Origin of the sequence: Latilactobacillus sakei, assembly GCA_002953655.1 — a bacterium.
GTDB classification, from domain to species: Bacteria; Bacillota; Bacilli; order Lactobacillales; family Lactobacillaceae; genus Latilactobacillus; species Latilactobacillus sakei_A.
This window is the reverse complement of sequence record CP025839.1, coordinates 619,563-635,788: the sequence shown is the minus strand read 5'-3', so window position 1 is coordinate 635,788 and position 16,226 is coordinate 619,563. Positions and strand designations below refer to the sequence as shown.

General features: G+C 39.1%; 20 protein-coding genes. 2 read left to right on the top strand and 18 right to left on the bottom strand.

Annotation, left to right across the window (positions count from 1 at the left end; genetic code table 11):
- Entirely contained in the window at positions 1-1,098 is a 1,098-nt protein-coding gene (locus C0213_03035; GenBank protein ID AUX11421.1) for a hypothetical protein, read from the bottom strand.
- 251 nt (positions 1,099-1,349) lie between these two features.
- Complete coding sequence (locus C0213_03030) at positions 1,350-1,484, bottom strand: bacteriocin (GenBank protein AUX11420.1); 135 nt, start codon at positions 1,482-1,484, stop codon at positions 1,350-1,352.
- A gap of 176 nt (positions 1,485-1,660) precedes the next feature.
- Here C0213_03030 and C0213_03025 point away from each other — a divergent pair, with 176 nt between their 5' ends.
- Positions 1,661-2,008, top strand: a complete 348-nt coding sequence (locus C0213_03025; protein AUX11419.1) for a bacteriocin immunity protein — start codon at positions 1,661-1,663, stop codon at positions 2,006-2,008.
- A gap of 14 nt (positions 2,009-2,022) precedes the next feature.
- Here C0213_03025 and C0213_03020 read toward each other — a convergent pair whose 3' ends face one another.
- Positions 2,023-2,385 (bottom strand): hypothetical protein, encoded by a 363-nt coding sequence (locus C0213_03020; GenBank protein AUX11418.1) that lies wholly within the window; start codon positions 2,383-2,385, stop codon positions 2,023-2,025.
- 167 nt (positions 2,386-2,552) lie between these two features.
- Between C0213_03020 and C0213_03015 the strand changes: the two genes are divergently transcribed.
- The gene (locus tag C0213_03015) at positions 2,553-2,903 is read left to right on the top strand and encodes a hypothetical protein (GenBank protein AUX11417.1); all 351 of its coding nucleotides are present in this window, start codon (positions 2,553-2,555) and stop codon (positions 2,901-2,903) included.
- 21 nt (positions 2,904-2,924) lie between these two features.
- Here the strand turns inward: C0213_03015 and C0213_03010 are convergent, their stop codons facing one another.
- From C0213_03010 to C0213_02940, 15 genes are all read right to left on the bottom strand, one after another.
- Positions 2,925-3,938 (bottom strand): cell surface protein, encoded by a 1,014-nt coding sequence (locus C0213_03010; GenBank protein AUX11416.1) that lies wholly within the window; start codon positions 3,936-3,938, stop codon positions 2,925-2,927.
- Between the two features lie 17 nt (positions 3,939-3,955).
- On the bottom strand, positions 3,956-4,708 hold the full coding sequence (locus C0213_03005; GenBank protein ID AUX11415.1) for a WxL domain-containing protein: 753 nt from the start codon (positions 4,706-4,708) through the stop codon (positions 3,956-3,958).
- 36 nt (positions 4,709-4,744) lie between these two features.
- Positions 4,745-5,401 (bottom strand): WxL domain-containing protein, encoded by a 657-nt coding sequence (locus C0213_03000; GenBank protein AUX11414.1) that lies wholly within the window; start codon positions 5,399-5,401, stop codon positions 4,745-4,747.
- Positions 5,391-5,681, bottom strand: a complete 291-nt coding sequence (locus tag C0213_02995; GenBank protein ID AUX11413.1) for a hypothetical protein — start codon at positions 5,679-5,681, stop codon at positions 5,391-5,393. The genes C0213_03000 and C0213_02995 overlap by 11 nt, the downstream gene beginning before the upstream one ends.
- Positions 5,682-5,722: 41 nt before the next feature.
- Positions 5,723-8,434: a hypothetical protein gene (locus C0213_02990; protein AUX11412.1), complete on the bottom strand. Its 2,712-nt coding sequence runs from the start codon at positions 8,432-8,434 to the stop codon at positions 5,723-5,725.
- 25 nt (positions 8,435-8,459) lie between these two features.
- Positions 8,460-9,017 carry a signal peptidase I gene (lepB, locus tag C0213_02985; GenBank protein AUX11411.1) on the bottom strand — a complete coding sequence of 186 codons (558 nt, stop codon included), beginning with the start codon at positions 9,015-9,017 and terminating at the stop codon, positions 8,460-8,462.
- Positions 8,951-9,775: a hypothetical protein gene (locus C0213_02980; protein ID AUX11410.1), complete on the bottom strand. Its 825-nt coding sequence runs from the start codon at positions 9,773-9,775 to the stop codon at positions 8,951-8,953. Before C0213_02980 ends, lepB begins: the two co-directional genes overlap by 67 nt.
- 18 nt (positions 9,776-9,793) lie before the next feature.
- Positions 9,794-10,273: a hypothetical protein gene (locus C0213_02975; protein ID AUX11409.1), complete on the bottom strand. Its 480-nt coding sequence runs from the start codon at positions 10,271-10,273 to the stop codon at positions 9,794-9,796.
- A gap of 28 nt (positions 10,274-10,301) precedes the next feature.
- Positions 10,302-10,748: a hypothetical protein gene (locus C0213_02970; protein AUX11408.1), complete on the bottom strand. Its 447-nt coding sequence runs from the start codon at positions 10,746-10,748 to the stop codon at positions 10,302-10,304.
- Between the two features lie 362 nt (positions 10,749-11,110).
- On the bottom strand, positions 11,111-11,518 hold the full coding sequence (locus tag C0213_02965) for an organic hydroperoxide resistance protein (GenBank protein ID AUX11407.1): 408 nt from the start codon (positions 11,516-11,518) through the stop codon (positions 11,111-11,113).
- A 79-nt stretch (positions 11,519-11,597) separates the two neighbouring features.
- A complete protein-coding gene (locus tag C0213_02960) occupies positions 11,598-13,238 on the bottom strand; it encodes a peptide ABC transporter substrate-binding protein (GenBank protein AUX11406.1) in 1,641 nt (546 codons plus the stop codon).
- Between the two features lie 123 nt (positions 13,239-13,361).
- On the bottom strand, positions 13,362-13,688 hold the full coding sequence (locus C0213_02955; protein ID AUX11405.1) for a hypothetical protein: 327 nt from the start codon (positions 13,686-13,688) through the stop codon (positions 13,362-13,364).
- Positions 13,689-13,757: 69 nt separating this feature from the next.
- Positions 13,758-14,363 (bottom strand): DNA-binding response regulator, encoded by a 606-nt coding sequence (locus C0213_02950; protein AUX11404.1) that lies wholly within the window; start codon positions 14,361-14,363, stop codon positions 13,758-13,760.
- Positions 14,356-15,483: a hypothetical protein gene (locus C0213_02945; protein ID AUX11403.1), complete on the bottom strand. Its 1,128-nt coding sequence runs from the start codon at positions 15,481-15,483 to the stop codon at positions 14,356-14,358. The genes C0213_02950 and C0213_02945 overlap by 8 nt, the downstream gene beginning before the upstream one ends.
- Positions 15,483-16,226, bottom strand: coding sequence for an ABC transporter permease (locus C0213_02940; GenBank protein ID AUX11402.1), 744 nt, complete (start codon positions 16,224-16,226; stop codon positions 15,483-15,485). Before C0213_02940 ends, C0213_02945 begins: the two co-directional genes overlap by 1 nt.

Sequence of the window (16,226 nt, the reverse complement as noted above, 5' to 3'; positions counted from 1 at the left end):
TTAAGTTTCCTCCGTAATCATCAATGTTTGTCGTAACTTTCTATTTTCAATCTGTGTTTCTAAGAATAAATTGGTTTGTTTGGCAATCAAATCCTGCACATTAGCTAAACCAGTTCCCCGACCAGCACCTTTGGTTGAATAGCCTAACGCTGAAAATGCTTGGATATCCTTAACTTGACTGGCCGTGTTTTCAATCGTGATTTCGATTAAGCCTTCAGATTGTAAGAAAGCACAGCTCACCAATTTATCAGTTTCTTGAACAGCCTGTTCAATGGCATTGTCTAATAAAATACCGATAATCCGAATAACCGTTAATAAATTAGCAGTTTGTAATTCGATTGGTTCGGTCATTTCGAATTTTAAGGTGACACCAGCCTGTTTAGCTGCTAAAAATTTTTGAATGACTAATCCTCGAATAGGATCATTTTTCAAGTAGTCGAGTTGTGCGATGACCGCCCCTTGAATTTCGCTTTGAATTGGCCGTTGCGCTAATAACTCCTGATAATACGCCTTAAACTGTTGCTGATCGCCCTTTTCGGCAAAACTCTCCAACGACAACAAGATATTTTGATAATCGTGCTTAAATCGCCGTAATTCGGTGTACTGCTGTTCGATATTGACTAGGTAATCTTGAAGTTGTTGATTCCGCGCAATTTTATCTTCTGTTTCCTGTCGTATCGCATATGTTTTAATAGATAGCATAATCTGAGAGCCCATTAAAAATGTAAAAATAATAAAAACCAATACTATAACCACTTGCAAGGTAGCAGTTACGGATTGTATATTACTAATTATTAAGACTAATTCCATTGCTAAAAATAAAGTTAATAACATATAAAAAACTGTTTTTTCCAAAGATAACATTTTTATTTCGCTAGTAATTATTAAAATCTGTTTATTTTTCCAATGCTTTAATCCAGATAATGCTAATAGCAAAATAATTGATAAAACGATAGTGCTTACTACTAGTAGTTCAGAATACCTATCATCTGAATTCATCTTCATCATCAATAAAAATAACTGACAGATATACCCACTTAACATAAATAAAATAATTTCAATTAAAGTAGCTAGAAGAATGTAACTAGCATGGACCAAATCAATATATATACTTTTTTTCTTTAGTACTCCAAATAGGATGCACCCAATTATAAAAACAATGAGATATGCATCCTCTATTATTAGACCAACTATTCCCAAAAAAAATGCGATTACTAAATCACTAAACAAGTAGTAATACTTATACCGTTTCTCTAAATAATGATCTATATTCAATATGGAAAAAATCACAACAGAATTTTGTAACAAGCCCAAAATTAGATTGATTTTAATCACGTTACCGCGCCCTTTTAATGATGCTTAATCCATTTAGTAATTTTATTTAAATACTCTCGTGAACTAAATCCCAGACTACATTTTTGTATTCCGACACCACCGCTTATTTTTTGCAATTCTTTTTCTGAAAGTTTTTTAAATATCATCATACTTTCTCCTATTCTTTAGTCTAATCAAATTATACATAATTCACAAGCAGATCTTATTTTTTAATATTAATGTTACCATTTTTCAGATTAACGTTAAGAACTCTATTGAAGTTGACAAAATTTACTAAGAAGACTAAAACAGATGTTGATAATACTTTTTGTGGAGGCTTTTCATTATGACTAATCAAGAAATTGCTAAGGAAAACATTCATACACTTTACAACAGCCTAATGGCTCATCCAGATAAATCAAACGCGCTTCTCGACATTACCGATGTTTTGAGTCAGGTCTATCTCACACTTGAAACTGCCAAGAATCCTGAAGCGTTAGTCAACCGCCTCGCAAATTATATTTATAGTGTTGGCTTTGGTAAAATTCATCTCAATAAATCTGAAGAACAATTATTAATCGACCTAGGTGCTTATGGTCAAAGAGCCGGCTGGAATAGTGTTTATCGTGGCGACTATACCGCTAAAGCTGAATTTTTTAACTATTCTAATGCCCGTAAATACGCTAGAGTTTAAAAAAGCAACGCCCACTAGTGACGTTGCTTTACTTTATTAAGCCGCTTATTATGTTGTTTGATTGCACGTTTCTTGCGTTTTTTATCCTGATTTTCTAGTAAACTGAAGCATAAGTATACGCCACCTAAGACCGTTAAAATGGCTAAGATTAATCCCACCTCGTCGAAATCATTGGCCATATATTGTTCTTCATAGTGGTGCCGCTCATGATGCATATGATGGTAATAGCTATAAGGCACACCCAGTCTCTGGGCAATTGCGGTCAGCCCTTTTGAATAAGCTAGATTCAAAAGAATCATCACCGCAAAGCCACCACCAATTATCCCAAACCACATCACGATTTTGAGCCATACCGGCCATTTCTTTTTCTGAGTCATCTTAGTTACCCCACATAACGATTTTTATTTAGTATACCTGAAGCAATCTAGTTAAAAAAGGCGCCTGATTTGTTTATAAAATAGTAAAGTTCTGTCCACTCAATTGAAAGAACCGCTTGTACCATGTGATACTTAAATCACTATTGATATAAGGTAGGTTTTTATTCATGCACAAATTCAATCCCCTTGACGCTTATTATTATTCGCTAGCAGTCCTCGTGGGTACTTATAGCTTACTCGGTGCACTTCTCAGTTTATGGGAACCCCACTGGCAAGCGATTCTATTAATTGCCGCTCTCACGATTGGTATTGCAGCGCTTTGTTCGGTGGCGTATCACAAAGCCACCATTTCAATCGGCCAAAATGGCCTGTTGATTGCGGCCTTCATTGCACTGATACTGACAATCATCGCCAGTCAACAAACTGGTTATAGTGCAATCATCATTGGCTTGGTGCTTTGCATTGTTGGCGTTAATTTAAAGAGTTGGTTACATAAAATAAAGAAGACCCAATTCTAAAATAGAATTGAGTCTTCTTTATTATGCTTCTTTTTTATTATCTCTTAATTTGCGCATCAAAATCACAATGATAATGATTAGAATTAAGACAATGCCGGCACCGGCAATAATATATAAATTCGTATGATCTTGTTCGATCGATACGTCTTTCTTATTGTACTTATTGGCTTCAGCACTCTTGATTTCAAAGTCTTTTTGGAACCGCCAGTGTTGCTGACCACTTTTGGCCGTGCCCTTAAAAGTATAACGCCCTGGTTTAAACGTCTCACTGTTCAAACTAACGCCAAAGTTAAAGTTTGAATTAGGCGCCATTCGTAATTTATCGCGCTTCGCTTGATAAAGCACTTTTGAATCGCCTTTTTCATATATTTTGCCTGAAATTGTCAAATCAGTTAAAATCGCGGCTTGATCATTTTGAATATTAGCATTGACTACATTCCGGTAGTTCACTTGACTTGGTTTCACCGATTTTAAGTGTAGATCCGGTTTAACCTTTTTATCAGTTTCCGTCAACTTAACGCCAATCACGTAAGCATAGCGGTTCACAATTTGACTTGATTCATTATTTTTAGATTTAGTATCTGCGACTTTTTCACTAAAGTAAATACCACCTAAAACGGTGCCATCAAACGATGCCTCAGGCATCTTGACCTTCACCTTAATGGATTGACTGCTTTTAGCGGGTACCGTGACTTCTTTATTAGTGGTCGCGATATCTTTAAACGGTATTTTTAATGACTGATCATTTTTCTTTTGTTCATTATAGGCAACAATTCCGTTATCGTTAGTGGTGGCCGTATTCGGCAATACATTAACTGTGACCGGTTTGGCCGTATCATTACGCATATTAACCACTAAATCTTGTTCTTGGCCGGGTTGCATCTTCAGATCAAAGTAACTTTTGGTTTTATCAACCTGATTCTTCGGAATTTCAGCCTGGACTGAGAACTGCATTTCGGCTGCCGCGGCGGGCTTCACCGATAATACTAAGAATGCTAATCCCACCAACAATAACCCTAAACCTTTTTTCTGCATGTTTAACGCTCACTTTCTTATGCTGGTGAATCTGTTAAAGTCCATGTTAATGTGGTCTTATATTCACCTTGTACTTTTTTAGTCTTACCTGGGACAAACATTGAAATACTTTGTTTGCCGTCTGTTTCATCGTTACCGAAACGATCTAACCAAGTCCCAGTCCCTTTATCAACACCAGCATCTAAAACATCTGATGCTACACCAGGTACTAAATTAATGTCAGCACTCGCAGTAGGTGCTTCACCATCATTAGGTGTTGAGAGCGTCCCGTTTTTCATGGTAATTAAGGCCCCATCTAACGTATCGTTACCATTTTTGAATTGAGCATCTTCAGTGACTGATAAATGCCAACCAGCGTTGCTCCCACGTTTATCAGTTACTTGCACGAAGTTAGGTACTTCATTGACTTTTCCGTCTGATTCATTGATTTTATCTAAATTAGCATAGTAAGTCTTGTCAGTACCCGTTGTTTTTTGTTCACCAAAACGAATGTTAGAAACGTAATCAATACTCAACGGACCAGCACTTGGTTTCTCGTGATCACCTGGGTCTGTTGGTGTGATTGGTTTTTCAATATCAGGATTAATCGGATCAATTGGTTCTGTTACATCGTTATCCGTTACATATTTAATTGTCCCTACTGACTTTACGGTACCACCATCTGTCGCAACGGGTGCTGCCGCTTGAACTGTATTGGTAGCACTCATTAAAGTCCCCACTGTTAGTAGGCTTGCCATTGTCAATGTTGTGTATTTGATTGTCTTCTTCATAATTTTAATACTCCCCTATATATTAGTTAATCCGCATTAAGCTGGTGTATCCGCTAATGTCCAAATTAATGTTGTTTCATACGTCACATCTTTAGCTTTTTCAGTTGCCCCTGGAACTGTCAATTTGATACTTTGGGCACCAGATTTTGTATCACCAAAGTTAGCTTTCCAAGTACCCATTCCCTGATCCTTTTGAGCGACAGCAACATCGAAAGCTGCGCCAGGTTTTGATGATTCGCCTGGTACTAAGACAATTTTAGAACCACCTGTTGGTGCACCGGCTAGGTTAGTTGCATCCGTTGTTGTGTTGATATTATCTAAAGTAATCACGGCACCCGTCAATTTCTTAGCAGCAGTATCTTTAGCTGTTAATTGTGCGCCTTGTGCTATTTGAACTTTCCATCCCGCATTAGTACCACGAATATCTGTAATCTCAACTGAATTAGGGACATCTGTCTTCCCATCATTATCCAATTTTGCAGAATAAGTCTCTTCCTTAGCTGAAATACTTTGTGTCCCAAAACGAATATTTGAAGCTCTATCAATCGTTAAAGGTGTTGCGGATTGGGTAAAATTAACGTCTCCTTTAGTGGTTGATTGAATTGGTGCACCAGCTGCAAATGCGGTGGTTGCTGGTCCGGTAACACCGGCCATTAATAAACTACTTGCTAAAATAATGTGATTAACTTTCATGGTAAAATCTCCCTTTTTTTCTGGCTACAAAGTACCCAGTTATTAATAAACTCCCTAAAACTTGTAACTGCCAGATTGAAGCCGTCCCCGTTTGTGGTAATCGCTCTACTGGTGGCGTGACAGTCGGCGTCACTACTTGTTGACCATCTTCAATCACGGGTGGTTCAGTCGACGGAATGTACGTCTGATCAAACCCGATGCTCGCGTGACTCGTTATTGTGGCCGCACGAACATCAACTGTGCTAATACTAATAAAAAATAATATCAAAGCAATTAGCATTAGATATCCTCTCTTAAACACCCAGGTCCCCCCTCTTTTATTTAAGCTGGCGCATCAATTAAGGTCCATTGCATCGTCCCAGTATAGCTACCTAGCTTTGCCAATCCGGGAGCAACACTTAATGCTGGCCCAGTATCAGCTGTCCATTTAACATCTTGATAATCATTACTGTCACTTGTCCCGTCAAAAACATCTACCGCATTTGTTTGATTAATTATTTGATTAGATTGCCCGGACTTCTTAAAGATAACGCTATCTCCGAGGCCATCTCCTGTGCTATTTTTTAAATTATCTACTAAATTGGCTGTTATATGCCATTTGGTTTTATTTAACCGAGTATCTTCAATTTGCATTTTCCAATCAGGTAACTGACGTTCAATCTCAGTTGTCCGGCTCGCAATCTTACTATCAGCAAAGCTCATCGTTTTAGGTACCTGATAGAAACGTAACTCACCGCTAATATCAAAATTAGCTTCCATTAGTGGATAATGATAATCATTGATAGTTGTTGCATCACTTGTTAATACTGACTTATCGATGAAAGCTTTGCTTGTTGTCACTGTATAACGTAATTTAACTTGCTCAGCTGATCCAACAGATAAGTTGTTTAAATTAACTTGGTAGCCATCTGTTACAGTAACAACATCACTTCTCGGTACGCTCACCCATTTTGTTGAACCAGGTGGTAGTATCTCAAAGGTACTTGCATCAATTGTGACTTTGTCTTTATCGTTAGCCTTGATTCTCTCAGTCATATTATCTAAATCGAGACTATACGTATCATCATTTTGAACCGTACTAATCATTTTAAACGGCTTTTTAACGATATATTTTACGTTATTATCGGTTCCAATTGCTGGATCTTCCGGCTTAAGACTCTGTTTCACTTTGGCATCTTTCAACGCAACATCAATCACAATTGTCGTCATCAACGGACTGGTTTTGTCGTCAAATGTCTCGTGTGTATTATCCATCCGAATGATATATTTTTTATCTTTAGTAGTTGGTTTTAATTTAAAATCAGGATCAGCCTTGCCATCATAAACAACTTGCCCACTGCTATCTGTAATTTGATAGCTATGGCCCGCAAGAAGGATATCGCCTGTTGATGGCGTTTGCGACCCCAATCCTAAGTTTGTTTTTGCCATCGAGGTTGCGCCAACCTTATCAAACACCTGAATAGCACCACCTGATGGTACCTGCATTTTTATATGGCCTCCCGTACTTTTATATATAGGATTCGCATAATTAATAAGTACTTTACTATCTGGAGCACCTGTCTGTCCTTTAGCTTTAAGAAATGAATCTTTAACAAATGCCGGATTTAAATCAACACCGCTTTGCGGATCATCCATTGTTAGCTGTGTATTAATGGTGTATAACGTTTTGCTACCCGTTCTAGCTAATAACTTAGGTGATAATTTCCCATGCAACTTTGTAGAACGGACATCAATATAGGTATCTGATTTTAAATTATCAAATGATTTAGGTATCTCTCCACTAATTAAATTATTCCCCATAATGAATTGATCCATTTTGGTGAGTTGCCCTAATTCTGATGGTAACTCTCCTGAAAGATTATCATTACTGATGTTAAAATTTATAATATTAACTAATTTACCTAGTTCTTTAGGTACTGATCCCGTCAAACCTTTGATACTAGCGAATTCAAAATCGGTTAATTTCGTTAAGGATGATACATTAACTGGAATTGTTCCTGTAAAACTTCCGCCTACGATAGAAAGTGCGGTTAAGTTTTGTAACTTACCAAGGTCATTGGATAACACACCTGACATCCCTGTCTTATATAAATAAAGTAACTGTAACTTACTCAATCCATATACTTCAGTCGGAATTGTTCCTGTAATACCAGGCGCCGGTGTAGATCCCTGTAAACTTGGTTCGTAGAATCGATTCCCTAACTGTATCTCAGTTAAATTTGGAAAATATTTAATCCCCGCTGGAATCTGTCCTGTTATTTTTGAGTAATCAGTGGGTGTATCGCCAGATTTATAACGGACACTTAACCCATATACTTTTTTCAAATCGCCAAATGTTGTTTTGCCTTGAGTAATATCCATCTTCCATCTTAATTTCAACAGATACAATAACCAAGGTTGATTCCCCAAATCGGCGGGTTTCACAATAGCAGTATCTGCTGGCACTGTGGCTCTGGCTAATTTGGTTGTTGGCTTACCAACTGGCAAAATTTGTTTTGAGTCTCTTGATGAGGTAGCTGTATCTTGATTTTCAATCTGTTCGATATTGCTAGTAGCAGCAGGTAGCGATTCTTGACTCCCCTGGCTTAACAACTTCTTCTCTGAGTCAATAACGGTAATAGCTATTGACTCAGAATTAACGGGCTGATTATCCCGAGTAGTCTGTGCTTTAAAAACATAAGTCCCCGGGTGTTTTGCATTAAGCTTTAAATGGGCATTTTTGGGTCTCCCTTTCAACCAATCAATTACTAGTTGGTTATTAATCTGGTCATATGTAACACTAGCATTAGTCTGTTCTGTTGGTTGATATGCCAAATTTTTCCCTAGGGGGACAACTATCTTAGTATCGTCGCTATTTCGATCATCAACTGTTAATTGAATCTCCTGATGATCAGTCTGTCCTTTAACTACTAGATCTACTACTTGAGTATCGCCTGCTAATAGATGCGGCTCTAACCGCAAAATGCTCCAAACAAGTCCAATCAAACAAGTTACAGTTAAACAAATAAGAATAGCTTGTTTTTTTCGTATCATTATTCTCATTTTTTCATTTTTCCTCCTATAGACCAACTTTTCCAATAATGTCATCGTAATCAACAAATCCAAAAGTACGGCTATCAGTTGAATTTTGGCGATTATCTCCTAATACAAATAATTTTTTGTCAGGAACGATAGTCTGCCCGGTACTCGTTAATAAGCTAAACTTGGGTGTCGGTCCTTGTTTGGCAAGACGTTCAATCGGCTTATCGTTAATGTATAAAGTACCGCCGCTAGCATAAACGGTATCTCCTGGTAACCCAATAATTCGCTTGATAAATGTTTTATCTGCCATACTAGGTACATTTAAAGCGATCACATCACCACGTGTTAATTTTGTGGGATTCTTCACGATTACAACCATTTCATTATTCCGAAAAGTTGGCTGCATTGACTGGCCATCAACGCTTGCGATTTCGAAAAACTGAGCAAGCGACAAAACTAGTGAAATAACCACTGCGAGACTGACACCGCCTAAAATCAATTGTTTTTTAAGTCGAACTTGCCTTAAACTTACTGTTTCGTGATAGGAGCGATTTTTTTTTTTATTTTGGCAAGTAACGCCCCCACAGATTCCGATACTACTGGTGCCTTAATATTGGGCGTAACCTGTTCACTCTTTTGTTCCTTAAGTCTAGTCGGCCTAATTTGTACTACTTTTGCTTCTTCTTTTATTTCTTCAGTAGGTTGTTGCGTTTCCTTAGTGCCATATAACTTACCCAGTAAATCCTTAATCTTTTCTTGCAGCGCTACTTCCCGATCAATAATAGGCTGTTCTGGTTCTTCGGCTACACTTATGTTATCTTGTTCGCTATTACGCTTACTCATTGTTCTAACCTTCTTTGGAACGACAATTTCTTGTTGTGGTTTTTGGCGCATCACCGCTTGTTCAAAATCAAATAGTTCGAAAAAAAGCGTCGCCATTTGTTGCTTGATACTCTCATATAATTCATTTTGGCCATAACCCATTTCCGCAATCGCGGCAGTTAAAACTTGTTCGGCATCGATCGAATCACTATACGACCAAGAAACCGGCACGAATTCCAGTCGATAACGATTGTCGGCGTGTTCAACAACCCGCGTCCAAATAAATTGGGGAAAGGCACTCTTCAACAAACGAACAACTCGGCGAACCGGTACCCGTGCATGTCCTGTAACATCGACTTCGAAATAGTAACGCATTTCTAAGTACTGGACGTAGATTTTGGGACTCGGTAGTGTACTAGCGTATTTGGCAATAATTTTTTTATAGGTCTTAATGATTTGTTCTGGATCATTCTCGAATGCTACCTGATCCTCACGTTCAACAGGAGTCGCTCCGCGATATAGTTTAATCATCATTCTTCATCCCATCTATTAGTGTTCCTGTTCAGTCGATGTGGGTACTTGCGCAATTTCATCAATACGCGTCATCCAAGCCGTCAAATCATTTTCGATTTGGGCTTTCACCTTCAACAAATTAGTTTGAAAGACATCCGCTTCAGCCTTAACGGTTTCAAGCGCTGCTCTTTTAGTTAATTCATAATCGCGCGCTTCTTTTTCAGCTTTTTTGACCATTTGGTTAGCGGCGACTTTGGCAGCGACCATAATTTCTGAGATATCTTGGCTATTAAGTTCTGAGATATTGCTTTGCCCTTGTGTTTTTAAATGACGGACTTCATGGGCTAACTGTTCAGCCTTATGCCGGTATTGATCAGTTTCGGTCACTTTTTGACGTAATTGATTATTTTCAGTCATCAAGACTTGATTCTTATCTTTTTCAGCTTGTAGCTCTGCAATAATTCGTTTCACTTCTATATCTAATGCTTCAATTTCTTCGATATTAATAGCTTCCATTCTTCATTCTCCTGACAAATTTCTAATGCTAACTAAGTTGTAGTGTGTTAATCAATGCGCGACTAGCATCCAGTTTATGGACCATTGCATCTTCTTCAGTTGCGTTGATTAAGTCGTCTAATGCTTGGTTAACTGCTACCAATTTATGTCGCCCTGCTGGTGTTAAACGAATGAATACCAGGCGATAATCAGCTTGAATACCACTATCACGGAAACGTTCAATGAGTCGTTTATTTTCTAATTCCCGACAAAGACGTGAAATTGCTGGCGTACTGATATTAAAAATTCCTGAAAGCTTGGTGGGGCTAGCAAGCTCCACACTATCAATATAAGTTAACAAGAAGAATTGCGTATCGGTAATATCAAAGCGCTCTAACTCCGCCTTGTAAAATTGATCAATCTCTTTCTTTAATTCAAATAACTTACTAAAAAATTGCACTTTACCACCTCCAAAATACCTAACAGAGTTACCCATAACTCGTGAGTTATGGTTTGAAATATAAATTCTTATATCGTGCAAATTATTTATTATGAAAATTTTTATACCTTACACAACGTATGCGCTTAACACCTTATAACGACAGGATTTTTAAAAAAATGCAAAAATCATCTTGCGCAAAATTAAACAATAGGATAAACTAGATTTATTGAGAAGTTCACAACTCACAAGTTGCGATTTCACTTAATATCATTGACTTTATTTAAAAGTCCTATAATTAAAACGTTATCTTAAAATTAAAAATAATAATCCTATTGTGATTTAAGTACTTAATTAAAAACAAAAAAAGTTCTCTAGCAATCAACATATGGATTGCTAGAGAACTTTTTATTTTTAAATTACATGACATCAATTTTAACGTCGATATTACCACGTGTTGCCTTAGAGTATGGGCAAACTTCGTGAGCTTTTTCGAGGTAGCGCTTCGTATCTTCTGGCGAGAGGCCTTCAATATGACCGACAAGTTCAACCCCGATATAGAAATCTGCGGGACCATCATTATAAAGTGAGACTGTTGCTTTAACCGTCGTTTCAGCTTTAATCTGATCCTGACTTAAAACGAGTTCCAAGGCACTGTTAAAACATGAACTGTAGCCAGCGGCGAAAAGTTGTTCCGGGTTGGTACTCTTACCAGTTTTATCTGTCCCCGGCGCTTTAATCACATACTTCGTTGATTTTTCTGGGTCGTAAACGAACCCGTTTCGGCCACCTTCATTAATCATCGTTGTTTCATATTGCTTTGCCATTTAAAATACCCTCTTTCTGAATTGGATACCCTTACTTTAGCATAGCGCCACTTGAAACAATAATAATCTGTTTGGTGGCTTATTGCCCCTTAATATAGGCGGTCTTATAACTCCACTGGGTCCCAGCGGTATTATGGATAATCCCTTTGACCTTCGGATTTTGGAGATAACCCGTTTCATTTTGGTATAGCGGTGTCAAGCTTTGTGTGCGGTTCAAGACTTGTGCTGCCTCGACCATATCAGCCCAACGTTGACTTGGGTCATTGGCATCTTGATTCGTGGCTAAATCAACGGCTTTTTGGTAAGCCGCATTCTTGAAACCACCAGTATTATTGGCCGCTCCTGGTAGCATGATTTCTAAGAATGAAATTGGATCTTTGAAATCGGCCCCCCAAGCGGATAATAAGATATCATAGTCGCCCTCGTGATCGCGACTGCTTGCAACTTGGCTAGGCACCGTTCTTAAGTTGAGCTGGAAGCCTGGTAAGATTTCTTCCAATTGTCCTTTTAAATACTGGCTGACATAAGATGTATTCGGATCATCACTATCAACTGTTAATGAGAGTGTCACCTTCTTCATCCCGGTGGCTTTTAGCGCCTTTTGCCAATATTCTTTGGCCAGTTTCGGTTCGTAATCGACCGTATGTGGCACGGCTTGTGATTTGGCAAAGTCGACCTTTTTAACGGGTGAGTTGGCTAAACCAGAGGCGACAAAGCCCGTGACCGGATTTGTTTTAAAGCCATAGAGGCGGTTGTTCATTGTCTTCCGATTAATCGCCAAGGATAGTGCCAGACGCGCATCTTGATTGTTCAAAATATGCTTGACCGGTTGATTGTCACTGTTGAAATTATATTTTAAGAAGTAAGTTTGCGCATATGGATAACGCTTGAAATCGCGATTACGACTATAATTTTCAACTTGTTGATTATCGAGTTGGGTTAAATCTAAGCGCCCGTCTTGATAGAGATATAACGCCGTGCTGGTATTTTCCAACACCGTAAATTTAACCGCACTTAATTTCACTTTCTGATGATCCCAATAGTGCGGATTTTTCTTGAACTGCCATTCTTCACTGGTCCCAGACCAACCTTTAAGCGTAAATGGTCCCGAGTAAACCATGTATTTTGATTTTGTCGCGTATTTCTTGCCGTACTTTTCAATCACCTTTTGATCTTGTGGCGCAAATAATGGGTAAGCCATCAAGGTCTTCATGTAGGCAACCGGTTTGGTTAACGTCACTTGTAGCGTGTGTTTATCTAAAGCCTTGACCCCTAATTGCTTTGGATCTAATTTGCCATCCGCAATCGCTGGAGCGTTTTTGATATTACTAAATAGGTTCGTGTAAGGCGATTTAGTCGTTGGTTTAATCGTCCGTTGCCAAGCATAAACAAAATCTTGCGCCCGAATTGGATCCCCATTACTAAATTGTGCTTTTCTAATTTTAAAAGTCCACGTTAACCCATCTTCTGAAACTTGGCTACGCTTTGCTAAGCCCGCTTCAATTTTACCTTTTTTGCCGAGTCGGTATAAACCTTCGTAAATATTACCAGTTTGACCGTAACCCGTTGAAGTCGAGATATCGATCGTATCAAGCGGCGCCTGTGCGCCTAACTGTAAAACTTGTTTGGCCTGCACATTAGCAACATTGAGGATTAAGAACAGACTACATAATAGTGCAGCCCCCAATCCGATGATGAATGTTCGTCGCTTCTTTAACATCGTATCCCTCCTTCTTACAATTTATAAGTGAATTATACCGAACAGCACCCAGAAAGTTAATTAAAAAGACTCAAAAAAGAGACTTATCTGCGATTTTCAGGTAAGTCTCTGCTTGGAACCGTTTTATTGCATAATTTCAAATAATGGTTGGCGGAATTCAGGGCCATACATAACCGCGCCCACCGGTATTTCGTAGTTCAATGCTTCATTAATTTTAGTCGTCCAAGTTGGCCCAAAACCACCACAAAGTTCGATAAACTGAACCCCTTCTGCCTTCAATTGTACGGCAAGTTCAATCACCGAGCCATCCGTTTTAGCACTTGGATCAAAACCGACCGTAATCATTTCACAGGTCCCAGCCTGATTGCGATTAATAACGGTATTTTGTTCCGGTGAAAATGCGGGTGAAAAATAGAAAAATGCCCATTTATGCAGGTTTTCTAAACTCATATTAACGCCTCCTTTATGCTTGCAAGCATAGTCAATTAACGACTGCGATGCAATTTTAAAGTCTGACCGTTATAACCAGCCATTATGGCGCGCAATTTGGATTGCTTCAATCCGATTGCTGGCGGCTAATTTGCTGAGAATCATCGACATATAATTACGGACGGTCCCATCTGATAAGAAGAGTTGGCGCGCGACTTCTTTATTGCTCAAACCGTTGGCCACCGCCTGCAAAACATCGGTTTCCCGTTGTGAAAGTGGATTTTGCGGTTGATTGGTTAAGCCGACCACTAATTCTGGTGCGTAGACTGTTTTGCCCGCCATCACCGAGTGAATCGCGACGATTAAATCATCACTAGGGCCGTCTTTTAAGAGATAAGCGGCAACTTCAGCACTAATCGCCTGTTTAAAATAACTAGTCTGAGCAAAGGTCGTTAAAATGATGACCTTAACCTGTGGCTGTTGTTCATGCAATCGTCGAGCGATTTCAAGTCCCGTTAACCCCGGCATCTCGATATCCAGTAAAGCGACATCCGGTTGTAAGGTTGCAATCTGTTCCAAGGCGATTTGGCCATTAGTGGCGGTTCCAATCATTGTTAGGTCATCTTCTAGCTCTAAAATACCAGCTAGTGCGGTATTTAAAAGTTGTTGATCTTCTGCTAAATAAAGTTTAATCATTTTTTGCCTCCGTGGCAATTGGCATTGTCAGTGTTAATGTGGTCCCGTGGCGCCCATCAACGGTTAATTCACCTTGAATCACTTCCAAGCGTTCACGCATCCCTGCCAGCCCATGACTTTTGAACTGGTCAGCCTTTTTCAAGCCTCGGCCGTTATCTTGAATCGTCATCTGAAAAGTCGTTGCCGATTGCGCAAACGTCACGTAACACTCCGTGGCGTGACTGTAACGAATAATATTAGTCACTGCTTCGTGCAAACATTGTGCTAATACTTGTTGGTTTGATTGTGGTAAACCTTCAATTTGATTTTCATCCTTCGTTAATAAGATGATGCCCGCTACGCTGAGATTACGTTCTTGATTAATCAATTCTTCGGCAATTGTCGTTTGGCGTAAGCCGGCCACAATGTCACGCACCATTTTTAAATTCTGGCGGGACGCTTGTTCAATCGCCAATAGTTGTTCAGGCACCGCATCCGGCTTTTTAGCCAATAATTTACGCGCATATTCCGCTTTTAAAGTAATCATCGAAAACGATTGGCCTAAGTTATCATGCAAATCACGAGCAATTCGCTGGCGCTCATTTTGTTTAATGATTTCCGTCAATCGTTGATTGGTCTGCATTAACTGCCGATTTTTGCGATTATAACGTTGAATTGAACCGGCTGCAAATGGAGATAAAATGCAGAATAAGCCATAGACGGCTAAGCCAACCCAATCATCACGCCCCATCTGACCACCATAATAATAGTAAAGAAAAAGCGTCGGTACCAAGATTGACAGCATATAGGCCCCGTAATAACCCCAGAAACTACGTCGGCGCATCGGAATCGAGCCAAACACCCAGGCCGTATAAATACTGAGATAGAGCGCTTGAACAATCACCGCAAGAATCGCACTCACCACCATTTGGAGCAACAACCAAAATGGTCGATAGGTAGTGGCGACATAACTATTGCGGTACGCGATCACAAAAATAAGCACCAACCCTATAATGACCTGTTGCCGCAATGTTTTAAACGGAAACGAATAGGCGATTGGGAAAAGTAAAAAGAGTAACCAAACATACGGGAAAAGACCGTATTGTTGGGGCATTGCAATGTAACGTTTAAAAAAAGACATTAATGACGTGCTCCCTTTTGATGATGATTTAAGTATACGACAAGCCCAACTAATATCACAGTCCAACCAAGCGTTACGCCATAATCTGCGAAGTGAACCGTCTTTTTTAAGACGATTGATTGCGCGATTTGATTAATTGGATAAACCGGTAAGTGACGACCAATGACTTGTACCTGTTTAGGCATCAGCGCTAACGGCCACCAAAGACCGCTTAAAATTGCCAGTGGAAATGCGAGTAAATTCGCTGCCAACTGAATTTGATTATCATCATTTAAAAACGAAATGCTAATGCCCAGCAAACAAAGTGGTAAACTTGCTAGCCACAACCACCCCACTGTTAATAGCCATGTTGTCCATGCCAATTGGAGCTGATTGCTAAGTGCCGCGACCACAAAAATAACGATAATGGTTACGCCGTTGATAACCCCTAAATTAAGCAACTTTGCCGTATAATAGGTTGCTTTGCTCGTTGGCGACAGATCAATCAACGCTAACAAACCTTCTCTCATATCGTTATAAAGCAGTGTCGATAACGTAAAAATATTGCTGAGAATTAAACTATACGTCGTCATGCTAACCATGTACTGTAAATTGAAACTTGCGCTCGCTAGACCTTGATTCATCACTTTGGTAAACAAGAGATAAAAGCCAATGGGCATTAATAAAGAGAAAAAGGCAAATCTGGGATTTCTTAGATAAGCCCGCTTAAAATCCATTTTTGTTTGTGTCATCACTGTCTTCAT